Origin of the sequence: Flavobacterium sp. N3904 (assembly GCF_025947305.1) — a bacterium.
Lineage (GTDB): Bacteria > Bacteroidota > Bacteroidia > Flavobacteriales > Flavobacteriaceae > Flavobacterium.
The window spans coordinates 4,092,873-4,111,404 of the sequence record NZ_CP110009.1 but is presented as its reverse complement, the minus strand read 5'-3'; the positions used below and the strand labels follow the sequence as shown (position 1 = coordinate 4,111,404).

Sequence of the window (18,532 nt, the reverse complement as noted above, 5' to 3'; positions counted from 1 at the left end):
TTTGAGAGTCAAAAATACAAATTTGTTGACAGTTTATTATAATGTTGTTATAATTTTTCAAAATTGAAAGCAAATAAGGGTAGTTAAGAATTTAATAAGTAATTTAGCTGTTCTGAAAAATATAAAAACATGAAAAAATCCCATCTTTTTCTCCTATTAATCGCTACGGTAACTTCGATGCAAGCACAAAACAATAAAATTAATCTTCTTGTAGGTACATATACCAAACCTTGCGAAAGTAAAGGGATTTATGTGTTTGATTTTGATACCAATACTGCAGAAATTAAACTTAAAAGTACTTCAGAAAGCTCTGTAAATCCTAGTTATTTGTCGCTTTCAAAAGATGAGAAATTTATATATGCAGTAAATGAAAACGGAGGGGAAAGTACTGTAAGTTCTTTTGGATTTGAATCCAAAAGTGGAAAAATTAGTTTCATTAATAAAGAAAGTTCCAAAGGTGCCGACCCATGTTATCTTATCAATGATGATAAGAATGTGATAGTTGCTAATTATTCTGGAGGTAATATTTCTGTTTTTGGTAAAAAATCTGATGGAAGTTTAACGGAAGCTAAGCAGGTAATTCAGCATTATGGTAAAGGGATAAATGAGCAAAGACAAGAAAAGCCACATGTTCACATGGTTTATTTTTCGCCAGACAAAAAATATGTTTTGGCTAATGATTTGGGGAATGATAAAGTCTATTTGTATAGTTATTTTCCAAATTCTTCAAGCGAAATTTTAAAAATAAAAGACAGTGTTGCAGTAACTCCAGGGAGTGGACCACGACATTTAATATTTAGTAATGATGGCAAATTCGTGTATTTATTGCATGAACTAGATGGGTCATTGACTACTTTTAGTTATGCCAATGGAGCCTTAAAAAAAGTAGCTGATAACACTATTTTGGCCGATGGTTTTACCGGCACTTTTAGTTCTGCCGACATCCATATTTCTCCTGATGGTAGATTTTTGTATGCGACCAACAGAGGGGAAGCTAATACTATTTCTATTTTTAAAATTTTAAAAAATGGAAAATTGGAAGCAAAAGGGCAAACGAGCACTTTGGGTAAAGGACCGAGAAATTTTGCGATTGACCCCACAGGAAAATTTCTTTTGGTAGCACATCAATACACCAGTGATATTATAATTTTTAAAATTGATAAATTGACGGGAGCTCTTACGGACACCGGAAAAAAAATAGAATTATGTTCACCGGTTTGTTTGGTGTTTGCAAAGTAAATCTGTTGTGAGTTTTGCTAATCGCAATAAATCAAGTTAGGTTTTAATTTTACTCTTAAAAAACAAATAGCCCATGTTCAAACATGGGCTATTTGTTTAATAGACTTATTACTGAATACTGCTCACTGTCTTCTATTTGTTTTTGTCTTTCCTTTTTTTGTCTCTTGTTTTCAACATGTTTCTATTTACAGATCCATGTGTTTTTTTCTTGGTTACTCCTGGTCCACCCAAATTGACTTTCTTGTTCTTTTTGCTTTTTTCCTGAAAAGCACCATCACCTTCCAGTTTTTGTTTTTTCATCAAAAACTTTATCGGCTGTCTGTCTTTTTCAGGTTCGATTAATTTTGCAGAAACTTCTACTTCTTCAGGAAAAGTTTCAACAACAAGTTCAGTATTCATTAAAATTTCAATAGCTACTTTTGATTCTTCTTCTCTAGGTGCAATAAAACTGATTGCCGTTCCTGTAGCATCGGCACGTCCTGTTCTACCAATACGGTGCATATATAATTCGGGTAATTCGGGCATTTCGAAGTTGATTACGTGTGTAATATTCGAGATATCCAAACCTCTTGCCATGATATCGGTAGTAATCAAACCACGAAGAGTCCCTTCCTGAAAGGAGGCCATTGTACTCAAACGGTAATTTTGGGATTTGTTGGAGTGAATTACCCCAAATTGACCTTCAAAATCTTCTTCGATGCGTTCGTGAACCATATCCGATATCTTTTTGTTATTCACAAAAACCAAAACACGACTCATGTATTCGTTGGTTTCCAATAAATGCTTTAAAAGATTGATTTTGGTATTGAAATTTGGTGCTTGATAAGAAATCTGTGCAATATTTTCCAAAGGAGTTCCTGATGCTGATAGCGTAACTTCTTCTGGATAATCAAAATAATCATTCAAAATGGCATCTACTTCATCGGTCATTGTTGCAGAGAATAATATGTTTTGACGTTTTTTTGGCATCATAGCCAAAATCGCTGTCAATTGGGTACGGAAACCTAAATTCAACATTTCGTCAAACTCATCGATAACCAATTTTTGCATTTCTTCAAAACGGATTACATTGTCTAATGTTAAATCCATGATTCTTCCGGGAGTTCCCACCAAGATATCACAACCTTGATAAACTGTTGTTTTTTGGGTATTGATGTTTACTCCACCAAAAATACCAACAGTACGAACCGACATGTATTTTGTTAGTTTCTCCACTTCTTCAACAACCTGAACTACTAGTTCACGGGTTGGAACGAGGATTACTATTTTTGGAGTATGACCTGGAGTAAATTTGTATAATTTTAATAAAGGTAATAAATAGGCAAATGTTTTACCGGTACCTGTTTGTGCAATTCCCATCATATCACGACCAGACATTATCACAGAAAAAGTTTTTTCCTGAATAGGAGTTGGGGACGTAAAACCTAAATCGTCTATTGCTTTTTGGACTGATTTAGGAAGATTGAATTGTTCGAAAGTGCTCATTTGTGTTTTAATTTTGTGCAAAGATAGGTTTTTTGAAAGTAAGCAAGAAAATGATCTATCAATTTTGCCCGAAGAAGGTTTTTAGATGTTACTCTTTCAATTAATTAGAAGGCATTTATAAAGAGAAAACCTCTAAAAAATTACTTGGGGAAATAATAATTAGAGGTTTCAAAACAATAACATGTTATTGCTAAGCACTAATGCTAACTTCGAATTCTTTAGGTTTTAAACTGTAATTCTTTTTTGCAAATAATCTTTTAACTCTAAGCAATAGTTCGTTGGGGTTAAATGGTTTTGAAACAAAATCATCAGCACCAAGATTAAAGGCTTCTACAACTGTTCCTTCTTCTTCTCCTAGTGAAGAGACAACAATTACAGGAATGCTTTCAAAATTTTCTTTCGTATAACCAATAATTTCTAATCCAGAACGAAATGGTAGCATTATATCGGTAATAATCAAATCGGGTATGAGTATCGGAATTTTTTCAATTGCGCTCAAACCATCTTTGCATGATGTTACTTGGTACCCTTCTTTTTTTAGAATGAACTCCAAGATTTTAACCATTAGAACATCGTCCTCTGCTATTAATATTTTAAAATTTGAATTATTCATGTTTTTTATTTTTTATTGTCCTTCAGTTGATTCACTATTTTCATAACTTCGATAAAATGCATTTAAATCTGTTAAAATACATTTCTACTGTACTACCAACAACTGTGCCAAGATTTTTTGTGGGATTTTTAAAAAGCATAAAATTTTGCTAAAGAATCTTAATTTATTCTCAAATTTTTTAAGGGCGAAGTGAAAAAAATAAAAGTTTTGCTTGGGGGCGCAAAAAGAATAATTAATTACGATTAATTGTAAAAAAATAAAACAATGTGTTTTATTTTTTTTGTCAGTTTGCTATGCTTACGTTGGATGTAACTCTTCGTAAAAACGATTTTGTAAGTTGTATGTTTTTACTTTTTTATTGAATAATAAAACTCTAAAAAAGAGCTTTATTGCTTGCTGTCATTGGGATTTGGTTTGAATTTAGAATCATAAATTTAATTCGCTATTTTTTATAAAGCTCAATTTCATCGATCATTACCATTGGCTTTTTGTTTTTTCGTTTTCTCCAATAAGGCAATTCTTTTTGGTTTTCGACTTCAATTTTTAGGACTTCGTATTGGATGAAGTTCTCTGATTTAAATTCCCATTTTTTTATATTTACTTCCGTATTTTCTGTAAGTTTTCCACTTTTCAACTGGGTTATAAGTTCCCATTTGTTTTTTTTAAGTCCATAGAGGCTAATTGTTTTGGGTGTAAAAATCCAATGTCTTTGATCGCTCAAGGAATTGATTATAATGGTGTTAAAATCCAATTTTTGGACATATAGTCCAATTTCTGGATTAATGCCATACCAACCAATCCAGTTTATTGCAGGATTTTTGTATCCTCTTACACCGTCAACCAATCCATAACTTCCTTTGCCTTTGTATTCTTCTGCTGGGGGAGTCAAAAAACGGACTTCGAGATTTTCTCCTAAATGATTGCAGTTGTTTTTTTCAATACTCAGCCATTCTTCATAATATTGATCAGGAGTCAGCCCACCTTCGCTGAGCTCATATATTCCAAATTCGTTACAATTCTTTGTAAAGTTTAAAACCCGTTCTCTTAGCTTTTTGCCGCCATCGTCTTTGTTTTTTCCTGCAAACATTCCATGTTTGTCTTTACCATAAAACTTGGATTGCTCAAAATATACATATTCAAGGGCTAGTCTTAGTTTTAAAATGCGTTTGGTCAGAACAGGATTTTTATTGACAGCCTTTTCAGCTTGATCAATTATTTGATCGTATTGATCCATAGCTTCAGGAGTCAGAAAGGAATTTCTACTTTGTATAGGATCTGAATATATATCTAGATACCGATTTGTTTTTTCCTGATATTGGGAAAGCAAATCAATATATTTTTTAACGAAAGGTGCAGCATTTCCATAAAAACCATTTAGAAAATCAGTGGTTACAGCATCAACATCAGTTTGGGTATCCCATATTATTTTGGCTAAAATGTATTGCCTTAATTCGTACAAATCACCAGGAACATCTGCATATCCTTGTACAAAAAGTCCTTTGACCTGATTTTGCTCAAAGAGTTTGTAGTTTTTTGAAAAAGTTTGAAAATTCGGAAAAGGGGAGAGGTAGTTTGTAAATTCTACCGTATAGTCCCATAAGTATAAATGTGGTGAGGTTGCACTCCAATTACTGAGTATACTAAGAAAAGCTTTGTTGTTTGGTGCTTCTATAATGGATTTGCCGCGATTCATTTCGATGGGGCAGAAAAGCGTATAAATATTGGGTTCAATTTTTAAATTTACTGGAGCGCGATACGTATGAAGATAAGCTAATGTGGTGATTTTTGTATCTGGAAATCGGGCTGCAATTTTATTTAGAAAATAATAAAAAGAGCCTTGAGGACCACCATATTTTTTGTTTAGAACTTTACATCGGTCGCATTCGCAATATATAACATCATCATTTTGACTTACGGAAAAGAATTTGGCTTTTGGGTTTTCGAGGATGAGTTGCTTCATCTTTTCAGAAATGATGTCAACCACCGTATCATTTGACATACACAAAGATTCGCTGTTTCGGTTTCCTTCGTAATAAGCAAAAAATTCAGGATTTGTTTTGAAATATTCTTTAGCACTTACTAATTTATAAAAGGAATGTCCCCAAAGGCCAAAATCATCAATATGCCAGTCGAGTTTATGCCAATCCCTGAAAGCTTCATCATAAGAATCCGGATAAAATAACACCCGATATTCAAATGAAGGTTTGTGGACTTGAGTCGTGTTTTTTGGAAACGTCGCCTGAGTTAACTTAGGAATAAAGCTTTCTTTTGCAGTATATTTTCTAAAGCCCCAAGTTTCCAGTAATGTATACACCGCGTATCGCAGATTTTTTTCACTTGAAGCAATCAGATACAGATTGTTTTCGTCACTCTTAATTACAAAAGCATTATCATTTTCTTCATTTTGATTTGCTGTGATTGTGAGAATTATTTTTGGATTATTGTTGGTTTTATTTTCTGATTCAATTCGAAAAGAGTTCTCAAAAGCTTGATCCAAATATGATTTTAAAAGTATTGCAGTTTTTCGTGTCTCCTGATTAGAGACAATTATGTTATTTTCTTGTCCTGTTGCATTGTAGAAATAAAGAGTGGATTGCGCCATGATTTTAATATTAAAATGGAACAAAAAAAAACAGTAGTTAAAGTATATAAATGTTTTAGAGTCATTTTTTTACAATTTATATTGGAACATCAAAGCAAATTCGATTTCGTTTTGCTTTAAGCCCAGAGTGTATTCTTGATTGTTATAAGAAATCTGAGCACCCGTTATATAATGGTCTCCAAATAGTTTATAATATCCTCCACCGATTCTATAGGAATCAAGAGCTAGGCGTTGTTGAATTTGTCCAATTGTTGTTCGCTCATCTGGAGAGGTTCCATAACCAGCAATAAGTGTTAAGTAATCAAATCGGGTATTGAAATAATAACGACTCGTCAAAGTAAATGCAGGATAAACGGTGCTGTTGTCAAATTGAAAATAAGATCTGAGATTTATCCAATAGTTGCCCAAATATTTTCCGACTCCAACAACTGCAGTAGCAAAATCGGTATTTTCTGTCTGTAAGTATCGTGCCCCCAAATCAATTTCCCAACCTTTCTCAAAGTTATGAAAAAAGGAATAACCAAGTCTCCATTCAGGAAAAACGGGTTCAGGACTGTAACCGGCACCTATATAAGAATAACTTTTTTTGCCATTGAATATATATGATTCCACTTCATATTGTATTCCGTTTGTGGAGCTGACATCTGCTGCTAATCGATTGGCAAAATTTATCCTGCCAATTACAGAACCCCATTTCCTTTCTCGGATATATTGTAAACTTCCGTAATTCCAGGGACCGTATCCAGAACGGTCAAAAGTGGTATAATTGTAATTGACTCCTATCCTGTCTGATTTTAAACGGGTGTCCACTATAAAATAATGAAGTTTAAAATCGGAATCCTTTGGATACATAGCTTGCATTTCTTTTAGATACTCATCTTTTTTGTTTGTATCTCCTTGTAATTCGTATATGATAAGTTTTTTGTATCGAAATTCTCTTTTCTCTGGATGCGCTTTTATGGCTTTATTAACGACAATTTCGGCATCGGTATAGTTTTTTTCATCGATATCCATATTGATCAGATAATTGAAAGCATCTTCATAAACTGGATTTTTGTCAATTACATAATTATAATAGTATCTAGCACTATCAGTTACTTTTGTCAATTGATATATTCTGCCTTTCAGCAAATAAAAATCCAAATAATCTGGGGCAAGCTTTATTCCAAGCTCTGTTTTCTTCAAAGCCGATTCATAGTTTTTATCTTTATTGACTTCGCGGATGGCAACATTTAATAGGCTGTCAACATCTATTTTTTGGGCCCAAACAGTATTATTTATTGACATTCCAAGTATTAGAAAAAGAATAAAAAGGGTTTTTATGTAATTTCTGTATCTCATTTCAATCTGTTTTTATCTGTTATTTACTGTCTAAAAAGTATAATTTTTTAAACAGAATACTCATTTTGGTGTTGTATTAAAACCTTGACGTTGCATATTTCCCCAAGATTGTTCTTTTTGTCTAAAAAAATTATAATATCCTTTTAGTGATGCATATACGTTTACTGGGTGATAGTAAAAAGGCTCTATGATTGCCATCAGAATTAATACTGCAACTTCCTTTGTATTTGCATAATTTTTATAAATTATTTCATCTATTAAAATTGAAACAAGAGTAATAATGAGATAGAAAACATAGACTGTCAATGAAAGATAAAGAAAATTTATATAATTGACATTAATTAAAAAAAGGCCTGCTATCAGTACCAAAACCCCCATCAATTCTATAATAGGAATCAAAAACTCAAAGAAAAAGAAATAGGGAAATATTAAGAATCCTGTTTTACCGTATTTTGGGTTAAAAAAGATATTTTTATGTAAATACAGCGTTTGTACCAATCCTCTTGCCCAACGTACCCGTTGCCTAATTAACACGTCTCTTGTCGCGGGTACTTCTGTCCAACATAGCGATTCTGGGATATATTTTATCGAAAAAGGAAGTTTGTGATCGTACATGTATTTTCTCATTCGGGTGATAAGTTCCATGTCTTCTCCTAATGATTTGTGCCAATATCCACCTGCTGCTACAGCAATCTCTTTGTCAAACATACCTAGGCCTCCAGAAACCAATAGCAAACCATTGATTTGACTCCATGCCATTCTGCCAAAAAGAAATGCACGAACATATTCGAGTTCCTGAAATCTCGGATACCATTCTTTTGGGAAGTGTATTTTAACTAAAAAACCATCTTTTACTTCACAAGAATTTGAAATTCGAATTCCTGCGCCAGTTGCAATTACTCTTTTCGATTTGCTTTCTATAAAGGGTTTAGCCAATTTTATTATCGTGTCGTTTTTTAAAATACAATCCACATCGGTACACAAAAACAATGGATATTTTGTTGAATTTATTCCAGCATTGGCAGCATCAGCCTTGCTTTTGGCATTTTCTTTGTCAACAACAAGTAACTTAGAATATAGTGGGTTTTTTGATTTGTAATGCCCCCTTACTGTTTTTGTTTTGATTTTTTCCTGATAATAAAAGTCAACTTTTACCAATTCAAATTCATCTATCAATTTTTGTAAAGTATCGTCTGTGCTGCCATCATTGACTAATACTACTTCAAATTTTGGATATGTTAGGGAGAGCAATGATTTGACGTTATACACCACAGTGGCTCCTTCATTAAATGCTGGAGCAACAACAGAAACACCGGGCAAGTAATTGGATTTTAAGATGACATTGTTTGGGATAAAATACTTTGTATTTAAGTGTTTTTTTATAGCATAATAGGATAACATTGCCAATGTGCAATAGAATAGTATATAGGTTACTGAAAATAAACCCATAAATTTCGTGTAAATTTCTATAATGTTTTCTATCATTTCAAATAAGGAGTATTAACGTGTTTCACCATTTTTCGTACATCTTCATTATCAACAAAATGATTTTTAAAATAATCTGGATTTATTTTATTTAAGCAATATACCGCATCAAGTTTTATATTTTCGTCTGATTTGTTTTCTAATAAATTAGCAATAAAATTCTCGGAGTCTGTCGTTCCTATTCCAGAAAGGGTATTGAAAATTTCTAATTTATTTTCGGTATCTTCATACTTAAATTGTTCAATCAAAAAAGGTTCAGCTTCATAAATAAACAAAAACTTAACAGCCAAAATAGCTTCAAAACGGACAGTCGTGTCGGGGTGTTTTAACAATTCAATAATGGTTTCATTCTCATTTGTATAATTGTAAAAAACCATTAATTTTAGACCTAATTTTATTATGGAAGTGTTTTCAGAGACAATCAATTTGCTTAAATTAGTCGGCATTTTTGTTTTTTTCTGATGTAAAATGTCCATAATATTTATTTCTTCGGCAATAGTAATTTGATCCGAAAAATCAATTAAAGTTTCAAGTTGATCCGGTTCTAAAGAAATTAAGGTCAAAAAAGCACTTGATTTTACACTTCTGTTTTTATGATTTAATAAAGGTGTGACGTATTTTTTTCCTTTTTTATATTCCAATGCTTCCAGCTGGTACATCCCAAGAGATTTAAAATAATAGCGATTACTATTTAAAAGTCTTTTGGTGTATTCAAACAAATCGAATTTTTCGTATAAAAAATGAAAAGTATGGGTAACATCTCCTTTTAAGTTTAATTTTAAAAAAACGATTTCATTTAGCAATAATTTTTTGCACCAGGTTTTTTCAAAAGGAATTTCTTTTTTGAAATGTTTGATTTCTATATCAAAGACTTTTTCGTCGAAGGGAGAAAAAATTAAATTAGTTAAAAAACTATCAATTTTACTTTTGGCATTTTCTAATTTGGGTTTAAATAAATCGTATTTAAATCTATTTAGTACTAAAATTATAATCAATAGTATAAAAACAACTATTAATATAGGTAATACTATGACGATAAAATAATTAATAAATACGTCCATTCAAAAAGAATTAATTATGTTGTGGTATTTTGGAAATGTTACGAAATAAAATCTGATCTTTTGGTAAGATAAGTTTTATTTGTCTTATTGTCTATTTGTTACAGAAAAATAAGCATAACATAAAGATAATTCATTCCATATGAAAATTGCAGTGTTTATTCATTTTTTTACTAATAAAATAATATGGATTTGTTGAAATCAATTTAAAATAACTTTCGATATTTTGACTAAAAACCTTCAAACACGCCCAAACCAAATAAAGCAAAATCATATTTTACAGGGTCTAATGGATCTAGGTTTCTAAGTTTTGCATCCAATTCGGCCAATGCTTTTCCATCATTTTGTTTTCTTTCCAACAAACCTAGTTTTCGAGCAACGTTTCCTGAGTGCACATCCAGTGGACAAGATAGAATTGAGGGTGAAATGGATTTCCAAATTCCTAAGTCTACTCCTTTATTGTCTTGGCGAACCATCCATCTTAGGTACATGTTAATTCTTTTGGCTGCGGATCCTTTTAACGGATCCGAAATATGTTTTTGGGTTCGATAAAGATGGGGAGTTTCAAAAAATGTTTTTTTGAATTCATGTATACTTTTTTGCAAATTGCCTTCTTCAATGCTTGTTGTAAACACGTTTTCCAAACCGCCATGGGTGGTGTAAATGTGTTTCAATCCTTTTATGAACCCCATAAAATCTTGTCCGTTGAAGGTTCTGTGTACAAAAGTGTCTAATCGCTCTAAGTCAGTTGCTTGATGTGACATTACAAAATCATATGGTGCATTACCCATTAAATCCATCATTTTATGAGCGTTCTTGATTATCATTTTTCGATTCCCCCATGAAATTGTAGCACTCAAGAATCCTGCAATTTCAATATCTTCCTTTTGAGTAAATAAATGCGGAATTTGTACGGGATCACTGTCTATAAAATCTAGTGTATTGTATTGTATGACTTTTTCGTCAAGGAAGGATTTGAGTTCGGCAAATGTCATGATTTGAAAATTGATAAGATAGATTTAATCCAATTTTGATGTGCTTTTTTACAACGACAATCCGATTATTGACCGCTAATTTGTCCATCTACCATAACCAATTTTCTATCAGCCATATTAGCCAATTCTTCGTTGTGTGTTACAATTACAAATGTTTGTCCAAATTCATCTCGAAGCTGAAAAAACAATTGATGCAAATTTTCGGCAGAGTGGGTGTCCAGATTTCCAGAAGGTTCATCTGCAAATATAACATCGGGTTTGTTGATCAATGCTCTCGCAACAGCTACTCGTTGTTGTTCTCCTCCCGAAAGTTCATTGGGTTTGTGATTAATTCTATGGGACAAGCCTAAATATTCTAATAATTTTCGGGCATCTTTTTCGGTTTCAGCTTTGGATTTATTAGCTATGAAAGCCGGTATGCAAACATTTTCTAATGCAGTAAACTCAGGCAATAACTGGTGAAATTGAAATATGAATCCAAGATTTAGGTTTCTGAACTTCGATAATAATTTATCATTCATTTTTAAAATATCTTCTCCATTGATAGTTAAAGATGCTTCGTTCTCACTGATTTTTATTTCCCTTTTTTGGGTTAGAGGGCTACTTGGTTTATCTAATGTTCCAAGAATTTGCAAGAGTGTTGTTTTTCCAGCGCCCGAAGCTCCTACAATCGAAACAATTTCGCCTTTTTCAATGTGTAAATCTACTCCTTTTAATACCTCTAATTGATCGTAATATTTATGGATGTTTTTTGCGTGTATCATTTCAATCTGTTTTTACAAAGAAACAAAGTATTTTGTTGATTATTCTTGTCATAGAATTTTTTTATAATGTAATAAATTATAAATTAATGTTAACATGTATTTTTTGTTTAATTAAATAGTAAATTTGTTAAACAAAAAAATAAATAATCATGTCCATGCTATTAGAAAAAGAAATTTACGATTTGATTGGAGATAATCATCAAATGACGTCTGCCGATACACCAATGCGAACTGATGCTTTTGATAAATCTGATGAGCAAAAAATGCAATCCATCGAGAAGCTTTTTCATGGAATCATGGAAGAAATGGGTATGGATATGACTGATGATAGTTTGCAGGGAACACCTCATAGAGTTGCAAAAATGTTTATTCAGGAAATATTTTCAGGATTGAATCCAAAAAATAAACCTAAAATTTCCGTTTTTGAGAATAGCTACAATTATGATAAAATGTTGGTCGAAGCCAATATTAGTTTTAATTCAACTTGTGAACATCACTTTTTGCCTATAATAGGGAAAGCACATATTGGTTATGTTTCCAGCGGCAAAGTTATTGGTTTGTCCAAGCTGAATAGAATTGTTGATTATTATTCGAGAAGACCGCAAGTTCAGGAACGATTGATTATGCAAATTTTTAATGAACTGAAAACCGTTTTAGAGACCGATAATGTCATTGTTATTATGGAAGCAAAACATCTGTGTGTATCGAGTAGAGGCATTAAAGATGAATCCAGTTTTACATCTACTATTCAATATGGAGGAATATTTGACCAAAAGGAAAATAGAAATGATTTTTTTAATATGATAAAATTTGAAAAATGAAACGATTAGATTTGTATATTTAGGCAAATCTAATTTTTGAAAATGGAAAACGAAATAGAAGATAAAAATACTAAAAACAGAAAGCTAATTTTAGGTATTTTGTTTGATGCTATTGGAATGTTGTCGTTTACTATCCCCGTTATTGGTGATTTTTCGGATGTGGTTTGGGCGCCGTTAGCGGGATTTTTAATGACCAAAATGTACGAAGGCAGGGTAGGTAGAGTAGCGGGTGTTTTGACTTTTGTTGAAGAAATTTTGCCGTTTACCGATGTTATTCCTTCCTTTACATTGACTTGGGTTTATACCTATTGGATAAAAAGCAAGGTCAATAATGTCAGTTTTAAAAACGGCAATAAGAAAATAGAAAATAAAAAATAAAAGAACTTAAAACTTCTTCTATTCTTTAAATAAAAATCCCAATCCCATACTTTTAAGCATTTTTTTTTCAAAAGCCCAAAAGAATTTAAATTGACCAAAAAGAAAACCTATTGCAACCAATAAAACTTGATAAATAGGAAAAATTAAAAGCAGTCGAATAGGAGTGTACCAGTGTCCCAATTCGTCTTTAGCAATTCCCAACCACACACAAAAAGGTCTGGATAAATAAGCTGAAGCTGATCCTGTAATGGCAAAAACAACAAAAATAATGGCCAATTGCCAATTGGATGTAAGTCCCCAACGTTGTTTTAATCCCATGATTTTTAATTTATTGCTTTTTTGCAAATATAACAGGTTTTAATGGTTGAACTTGTATTTTTAGAGTGTTGTTTTCCTATTTTATGGAATTACTATTTCATTTAAAAAAAATTATGGTTTATTAAAAACACGGTCAATTATTTCAAATAAATTTTCTCTATTGATTGGTTTTGTTATATAATCATTAAATCCCATTTTGAATATTTTTTTCTTATCCGCATTCGATGAGAATGCAGTTTGTGCTACAATGGGTAAATCTGGGCGAAAAGGCTGTATTTTTTCTAACGCTTCGAAACCATCCATAATGGGCATTTTTATATCCATTAGAACCAAATCAATATTTGGATTATTTAAGCAAATATCTACTGCTTCTTGTCCATTTACCGCTCGAATAATTTTGTAATTCTTGGTTTTCATAATTTTTTGAAACAACAAAAAGTTTATGTTGTCATCTTCCGCAATCAATATAGTTCCTTCTTCTTCGCCTTTTTTTAATCCAATTGGTTTGATGACTTGCTTAACTGTAATGTTTTTACTATCAATATATTGTAAAGGGATTGTAAAAGTAAATATGGAACCTTTACCTATTTCTGATTTCAATTCTATTTGGCCACCAAGCATTTCTACATAAGCTTTGGATATGGATAACCCCAATCCTAATCCTCCGGCTTTAATAGATTTTTCGCCACCAACTCTTCTAAAACGATCAAAAATATAAGGCTGGCTTTTTTTCTCTATTCCAAAGCCTGTATCTTTTACAGTAAATTTAATTGTAGTGTTTTGTTCGTCAATTTCGTAACCAAAAGCTACATAACCATCATCAGTAAATTTAATAGCATTATTGACTAAATTGACAATGATTTGTTTCAGTTTGACTTCATCTGTTTTGATGTTGAATTTTGCAGGTTCATTGTTTTTCAATATGTAAAAATCAATTTTTTTAGATTTTTTTATTGTGATTTTTATGGTATCGTACAATTCATTAATGCAAGATTCTAGATTTACTGCATTGAAGTTTGGTTTGATTTGTTGAGAATCTATTTTTGACATTTCTATAAGATCATCAATAATTGAGATTAGATTTTTACCACTTTTTTCAATTACCGATAAATATTCAATTTGCTCAACTTTATCAACTTCAGTATTCAAAAGTAAGTCTGTGAAACCAACGATTGCATTCATTGGAGTTCGAATTTCGTGTGATAAATTAGATAAAAATGAGGTTTTAAGACGATCGCTCTCTTCGGCCTTTAATTTGGCAGTGACCAACTCCGTTTCTCTTTTGCTTTTATCTTCAAAAATGGCTCCAATATATTTAAATTCTCCTGTTGATTTTTTTAAATCTTTAATGTATTTTTTGTTGCCCGTTTCAAGGATCCTTGTAATTGTTAGAAGTGGTGTATAAAACCATTTTTTGCTAAAATACAGACAGATTAAAATGCTTAATGTCAATGCAACAGCACTTAAATCTACAGTTTGTTTGATGCTTTTTAGTTCTAATAAATTTTTTCTTGCAAATATAAGTTGTGATTGGGAAACTCCTTTCCAATTTTTTAAATTTAGTGTAGCAGTTATTAATGTGTTATTTTCATTTTTTTGGTTATTTGTCTGAATTCGAATTGTATCCGATTGTGTAGTTTTCTTTAAAAAAGATATGTATTTTTTATCTAATAATCTAGTGATAAAAACAGTTCCTAAAGCCTGTGAATTTTTGCTGTTTTCGGATTGAATAGTGGTTCCAAATATTTCAACAATTCCTTTGGGACTGTTGGTATAAAAATGAATGAATTTAGTTCTTGAAAGGTTATTTATAGCTTCATCTGAGATTAAATTTTCTGGAAGTGTTGAGGGATAATTTGTTACGGAAATAGATTTGTGATTTCTGTCAAAAAATTCGATTCGTTCAAATGTATTGTCTTCATAAAGGTTCTCTACTTTTTTTACAAACCAGTCTTTGTTAGGTTTTTTTACAAAATCAATAATTCCATCAGTTTGTGATATAGCGGTCAGATATTCAAAATTTTCTTTTGTGTTTTGATCCATTATAGAATTCACTTCTTTGATGAAAGTTTCAGTGTTGTTTTTATGGATTTCTTTTTTGTTTAAATAGATTTGATAGTAGAGTTGGGCATGAAATAATGCAAAGAGAACTGCAATTACAGCAATTACAATTAATAATTTGGTATGTACGTTAAGACTTTTTGCTTTTTTCATTATAAAATGTTTTACTATTTTTTGATAAATGTTTCAAATAGGAGTTTTGTAATTCATAAAAAAGTTGAAAACATTTGTACTAGGTAATGTATCATATTGTGAGCATCATTTGCTATCAATATTATGTTTTTTTGTTACAAAATTTAATCTAAATTCTGTCTTTATTATTAGAATTCAAGACGGTTAGTTTTTTTGTTTTTATAAATTTCGTCAATAATTTCAAACAATTTTTCTCGATTGATGGGTTTTGTAATGTAATTATTGAATCCAACTTTGTAAATTTTCTCTTTATCCTCATTAGATGAAAATGCAGTTTGTGCTATTATAGGAAGATTAGGCCTTATTGGGTGTATTTTGTCAAAAGCTTCATAGCCGTCCATAATGGGCATTTTTATGTCCATAAGAACTAAATCAATATTTGGATTACTTAAACAAATATCTACCGCCACTTGACCATTTTCTGCACGAATTATTTTAAAATTTTTTGTTTTCATGATTTTTTGAAATAGCAAAAAATTAATATTATCATCTTCGGCAATCAAAATTGTACCTTCTTCAGCTCCTTTGTGAGCCTTGATTTGATTTATGGATTGAACTGTTATTTTTTTAGTTTTTATATATTCTAAAGGAATCGTAAAAGTAAAAACTGACCCTTGATTCAATTTTGAGTCTAGTTCTATTGTACCATTTAGCATTTCGACATACGCTTTTGATATAGCTAGACCCAATCCCAAACCTCCTGCTTTTATAGATTGGTCACCACCAACTCTTCTAAAGCGGTCAAATATGTATTTCTGATTTTTTTCTTCTATACCAAATCCGGTGTCTTTGACACTAAATTTGATTGCTTTGTTTAGTTCATCAATCTCATAACCGAATGAGACAGAACCTTTCTCTGTAAATTTGATTGCATTGGTAACCAGGTTTACTATTATTTGTTTCAGTTTAACTTCATCCGTTTTTATAGGATGTCGTGCGGGATTCTTAGTTTCGATTATCTTGAAATCTATTTTTTTTGTTTTTTTAATAGCTATTTGTATGCTTTCATATAAATCATGAATGCACGTTTCTATATTAACTGCGGTGTAATTGGGAATAATTTTTTGGGATTCAATTTTTGACATTTCAATTAGATCATCAATAATCGAAATTAAATTTTTTCCGCTTTTGTCAATTACGCTAAGATATTCCTGTTGTTCTTCTTTGGGAACTTCAGTATGCAATAATAAATCGGTAAAACCAACAATGGCATTCATAGGAGTTCGTATCTCATGTGATAAATTGGCTAAAAATGAGGATTTCAGCTTATCGCTTTCTTCGGCTTTTAATTTAGCATTTACAAGCTCTTTTTTTTGTCTAGAACTTTCTTCGAAAAGTTGACCAATATTTTTAAAATCACCTTCAGTGTTTTTTAATGTCTCAATAGATTTTTTATCTCCAGTTTCTAAGGCTTTAGTAATAGATTTTATTGGGTTGTATACCCATTTTTTTGTGTAGATTATTCCTATTGTAAAAAATACTAATACAACAAAAAGCATCCCAAATAGAGTATTAAAAATGGTTTTAATAAATAGTCCAAAAGGTCTTTCGAAATTTATACGGGTGATGAATTTTCCTTGGTAATCTTTTAAATCTGCATTGAAATAAAGTTGATACTCCTGTTTTTTTTGTAGGCTTGGATTTGTAGAAAATGAAATCTTTGAATTGGTTATTTTTTCTACACTTTGTTTTAATTGATTATCAATTAATCGGGCCAAAATAAAGTAACCAGCTGGTTTTAATTTTTTACTGTCGCTTGCGCCAGTTATTGTAGCACCAAAAACTTCAACTAATCCATCGTTGGTTTTTAAATAAAACCGGGCTTTTTTTACCTTTTTTAAAAAGAGTAATGCTTTTTCGGGAATAAAATCAGGAACTTTTATTTTAGAATCATTAGAATGATCAATGATTTTGTTGTCAATACCATAGACTCCAATGTAATCTGATTTGTAAGTTTTAGGATTTGAGTACATTTCAAAAAACCAATTTTTATCTTTAGTTTTAGTATAATCCACAAAATCATTCCAACTGGCATCGCTTTCCATTGCAGTAATAATCTGTTTGGATTCAAGATCTATCATACGAGTTATTTCATCTTGAAATTGAGTATTAAAATTGGTATAGATTATTCTTTTTATATTTTGGACATAAAATAAAAAAGCGATTAATAAAACTATCGCAAAAACATTCATTGCTATCACAAGCAATATTATTTTTGGATTTGATTTTTTGGATTCTACTTTTTTCATAAAAAAAATATCAAAAAGATTTTATTAAAAAAAACTGGGTCCTGTTATTGGCTTTTAATCAAAATAAGAATAGTTTTCTTGTCTCATAGTCAAATAGTGTGCCGTAATTTGTATTTTGAAGTGTTTTTTTAAATTAGTATCTCATTTTAAATAATTGAAATCTATTCTAAATATACCAAAAAAGTAGATTACAAATCAATTAGGTATTTAATAAATATAAAAAAGTCATTCACAACTCGTGAATGACTTTTTTTAAAAGCTAATTTTTGAAGTTACTTTCCAAATAGTTTCCCTAAAAAACCACTTATACCACCACTACTTTTGGATACTGCTATAGCATCATTCAAATCTAATTTTCCATCTGCGTTTTGGTCTAACCCAAACTGTGTTCCGTATTTTGAAATTGTATCCATGATTCCGGAAGTTTGGGCACCGCCTCCCGAAATAGCTCCAATTAAATCTGTTAATTGAAAACTGTCATTGGGATCATTGGTTTTGTTTACTAATCCTCCTAGAATTTTAGGAATCATACTATTGGCTACTCCAGCTGCTGCAGTACTGTTTAAACCAAATTTTTCTCCCAAACTTCCAGTAAGTTGCTCGGTGATTTGTTGAACCGCTGGGTTCGAAGGATTTTGAGCGTTGTTACCTTGCAGTAGTCCAGCCAGTTTCTCGACACCTCCGTCGGAAGCCATTTTTTGCAAACTGGAAAAAATAGAATTTCCCGCTTCTTCCATTACCGCTTCATTATTTTCATTTGGAATTGCATTGTTGTTTACAACTGCTTCTTGTCCAAATTGTTGCACTAATTGTGTTAATTGCTCAAACATAGGCTTTTGATTAAAAGTGAAATCAAATTTAATTAAAAAAAAGTGGTAATTTATTAACTTCAATTAATAAATCACCACTTATGTTGTTTAAAATCAGTTAG

Annotated in this window: 15 protein-coding genes; 3 read left to right on the top strand and 12 right to left on the bottom strand. The window is 31.2% G+C overall.

Features of this window, described 5'->3' with window-relative positions:
* Positions 1–129: 129 nt before the first annotated feature.
* Complete coding sequence (locus tag OLM57_RS17590) at positions 130–1,239, top strand: lactonase family protein (protein ID WP_264564993.1); 1,110 nt, start codon at positions 130–132, stop codon at positions 1,237–1,239.
* Between the two features lie 132 nt (positions 1,240–1,371).
* Here OLM57_RS17590 and OLM57_RS17585 read toward each other — a convergent pair whose 3' ends face one another.
* The 8 genes from OLM57_RS17585 to OLM57_RS17550 all read right to left on the bottom strand — a co-directional run bounded on the left by OLM57_RS17585 (position 1,372) and on the right by OLM57_RS17550 (position 11,582).
* Positions 1,372–2,724 (bottom strand): DEAD/DEAH box helicase, encoded by a 1,353-nt coding sequence (locus OLM57_RS17585; protein WP_264564992.1) that lies wholly within the window; start codon positions 2,722–2,724, stop codon positions 1,372–1,374.
* 190 nt (positions 2,725–2,914) lie between these two features.
* Entirely contained in the window at positions 2,915–3,337 is a 423-nt protein-coding gene (locus tag OLM57_RS17580; RefSeq protein ID WP_264564991.1) for a response regulator transcription factor, read from the bottom strand.
* Positions 3,338–3,779: 442 nt separating this feature from the next.
* Positions 3,780–5,939, bottom strand: a complete 2,160-nt coding sequence (locus OLM57_RS17575) for a DUF4838 domain-containing protein (RefSeq protein ID WP_264564990.1) — start codon at positions 5,937–5,939, stop codon at positions 3,780–3,782.
* A 69-nt stretch (positions 5,940–6,008) separates the two neighbouring features.
* Positions 6,009–7,280 (bottom strand): YaiO family outer membrane beta-barrel protein, encoded by a 1,272-nt coding sequence (locus tag OLM57_RS17570; RefSeq protein ID WP_264564989.1) that lies wholly within the window; start codon positions 7,278–7,280, stop codon positions 6,009–6,011.
* Between the two features lie 60 nt (positions 7,281–7,340).
* Positions 7,341–8,729 carry a glycosyltransferase family 2 protein gene (locus tag OLM57_RS17565; protein WP_264564988.1) on the bottom strand — a complete coding sequence of 463 codons (1,389 nt, stop codon included), beginning with the start codon at positions 8,727–8,729 and terminating at the stop codon, positions 7,341–7,343.
* Positions 8,730–8,761: 32 nt separating this feature from the next.
* Positions 8,762–9,826, bottom strand: coding sequence for a HEAT repeat domain-containing protein (locus OLM57_RS17560; protein ID WP_264564987.1), 1,065 nt, complete (start codon positions 9,824–9,826; stop codon positions 8,762–8,764).
* 227 nt (positions 9,827–10,053) lie between these two features.
* Positions 10,054–10,818 carry a TIGR02757 family protein gene (locus OLM57_RS17555; RefSeq protein ID WP_264564986.1) on the bottom strand — a complete coding sequence of 255 codons (765 nt, stop codon included), beginning with the start codon at positions 10,816–10,818 and terminating at the stop codon, positions 10,054–10,056.
* A 65-nt stretch (positions 10,819–10,883) separates the two neighbouring features.
* The gene (locus OLM57_RS17550; protein WP_264564985.1) at positions 10,884–11,582 is read right to left on the bottom strand and encodes an ABC transporter ATP-binding protein; all 699 of its coding nucleotides are present in this window, start codon (positions 11,580–11,582) and stop codon (positions 10,884–10,886) included.
* Positions 11,583–11,731: 149 nt separating this feature from the next.
* On the opposite strand from OLM57_RS17550, the gene folE reads away from it, so the two are divergent.
* Both folE and OLM57_RS17540 read left to right on the top strand, forming a co-directional pair.
* Complete coding sequence (gene folE / locus OLM57_RS17545; protein ID WP_264564984.1) at positions 11,732–12,403, top strand: GTP cyclohydrolase I FolE; 672 nt, start codon at positions 11,732–11,734, stop codon at positions 12,401–12,403.
* 42 nt (positions 12,404–12,445) lie between these two features.
* Entirely contained in the window at positions 12,446–12,781 is a 336-nt protein-coding gene (locus tag OLM57_RS17540) for a hypothetical protein (protein WP_264564983.1), read from the top strand.
* 18 nt (positions 12,782–12,799) lie between these two features.
* On the opposite strand, the gene OLM57_RS17535 is transcribed toward OLM57_RS17540, so the two are convergent.
* From OLM57_RS17535 to OLM57_RS17520, 4 genes are all read right to left on the bottom strand, one after another.
* Positions 12,800–13,102, bottom strand: coding sequence for a DUF6787 family protein (locus tag OLM57_RS17535; RefSeq protein ID WP_264566924.1), 303 nt, complete (start codon positions 13,100–13,102; stop codon positions 12,800–12,802).
* A 108-nt stretch (positions 13,103–13,210) separates the two neighbouring features.
* On the bottom strand, positions 13,211–15,313 hold the full coding sequence (locus OLM57_RS17530) for an ATP-binding protein (RefSeq protein WP_264564982.1): 2,103 nt from the start codon (positions 15,311–15,313) through the stop codon (positions 13,211–13,213).
* A gap of 167 nt (positions 15,314–15,480) precedes the next feature.
* Entirely contained in the window at positions 15,481–17,601 is a 2,121-nt protein-coding gene (locus tag OLM57_RS17525; RefSeq protein WP_264564981.1) for a hybrid sensor histidine kinase/response regulator, read from the bottom strand.
* A 272-nt stretch (positions 17,602–17,873) separates the two neighbouring features.
* Positions 17,874–18,431, bottom strand: a complete 558-nt coding sequence (locus OLM57_RS17520) for a DUF937 domain-containing protein (protein ID WP_264564980.1) — start codon at positions 18,429–18,431, stop codon at positions 17,874–17,876.
* Between the last annotated feature and the right edge of the window lie 101 nt (positions 18,432–18,532).

Bases quoted from the DNA above. Each gene is read 5' to 3' on its own strand.
- OLM57_RS17570 (WP_264564989.1), bottom strand. From the start codon at position 7,280: ATGAGATACAGAAATTACATAAAAACCCTTTTTATTCTTTTTCTAATA.
- folE (WP_264564984.1), top strand. From the start codon at position 11,732: ATGTCCATGCTATTAGAAAAAGAAATTTACGATTTGATTGGAGATAAT.
- OLM57_RS17580 (WP_264564991.1), bottom strand. From the start codon at position 3,337: ATGAATAATTCAAATTTTAAAATATTAATAGCAGAGGACGATGTTCTA.
- OLM57_RS17540 (WP_264564983.1), top strand. From the start codon at position 12,446: ATGGAAAACGAAATAGAAGATAAAAATACTAAAAACAGAAAGCTAATT.
- OLM57_RS17525 (WP_264564981.1), bottom strand. From the start codon at position 17,601: ATGAAAAAAGTAGAATCCAAAAAATCAAATCCAAAAATAATATTGCTT.
- OLM57_RS17555 (WP_264564986.1), bottom strand. From the start codon at position 10,818: ATGACATTTGCCGAACTCAAATCCTTCCTTGACGAAAAAGTCATACAA.
- OLM57_RS17550 (WP_264564985.1), bottom strand. From the start codon at position 11,582: ATGATACACGCAAAAAACATCCATAAATATTACGATCAATTAGAGGTA.
- OLM57_RS17575 (WP_264564990.1), bottom strand. From the start codon at position 5,939: ATGGCGCAATCCACTCTTTATTTCTACAATGCAACAGGACAAGAAAAT.
- OLM57_RS17520 (WP_264564980.1), bottom strand. From the start codon at position 18,431: ATGTTTGAGCAATTAACACAATTAGTGCAACAATTTGGACAAGAAGCA.
- OLM57_RS17565 (WP_264564988.1), bottom strand. From the start codon at position 8,729: ATGGGTTTATTTTCAGTAACCTATATACTATTCTATTGCACATTGGCA.
- OLM57_RS17530 (WP_264564982.1), bottom strand. From the start codon at position 15,313: ATGAAAAAAGCAAAAAGTCTTAACGTACATACCAAATTATTAATTGTA.
- OLM57_RS17585 (WP_264564992.1), bottom strand. From the start codon at position 2,724: ATGAGCACTTTCGAACAATTCAATCTTCCTAAATCAGTCCAAAAAGCA.
- OLM57_RS17590 (WP_264564993.1), top strand. From the start codon at position 130: ATGAAAAAATCCCATCTTTTTCTCCTATTAATCGCTACGGTAACTTCG.
- OLM57_RS17560 (WP_264564987.1), bottom strand. From the start codon at position 9,826: ATGGACGTATTTATTAATTATTTTATCGTCATAGTATTACCTATATTA.